Source organism: Tritonibacter sp. SIMBA_163 (assembly GCF_046535935.1).
Taxonomy (GTDB): domain Bacteria; phylum Pseudomonadota; class Alphaproteobacteria; order Rhodobacterales; family Rhodobacteraceae; genus Epibacterium; species Epibacterium scottomollicae.
Genome location: NZ_JAWJBP010001133.1, coordinates 1 through 243, shown reverse-complemented (window position 1 = coordinate 243; position 243 = coordinate 1). Strand labels below are relative to the sequence as shown.

At 61.3% G+C, this 243-nt stretch carries 1 protein-coding gene; it reads left to right on the top strand.

Features of this window, described 5'->3' with window-relative positions:
* On the top strand, positions 1 to 243 hold a 243-nt coding region (locus R0J92_RS25865), incomplete at both ends, for a pyridoxal-phosphate dependent enzyme (RefSeq protein ID WP_411053793.1).

Below are 243 nucleotides of genomic sequence, written 5' to 3'. Positions count from 1 at the left end.
CTTTGGCGCGGACATCTACCGCAAGCGTGAGGACCTGAGTCCCGTGCGATCTTACAAGATCCGCGGCGCGCTGAGCGCAATGCGCGAGCAGGGGGGCAAGGATCTGTTTGTTTGTGCCTCTGCGGGGAATCACGCGCAGGGCATGGCCTATATGTGCCGCCAGAGGGGCAAGAAGGGCGTGATCTTCATCCCCGTGACGACGGCGCAGCAGAAGATCCAAAAGACCCGGATGTTCAGTGGCGA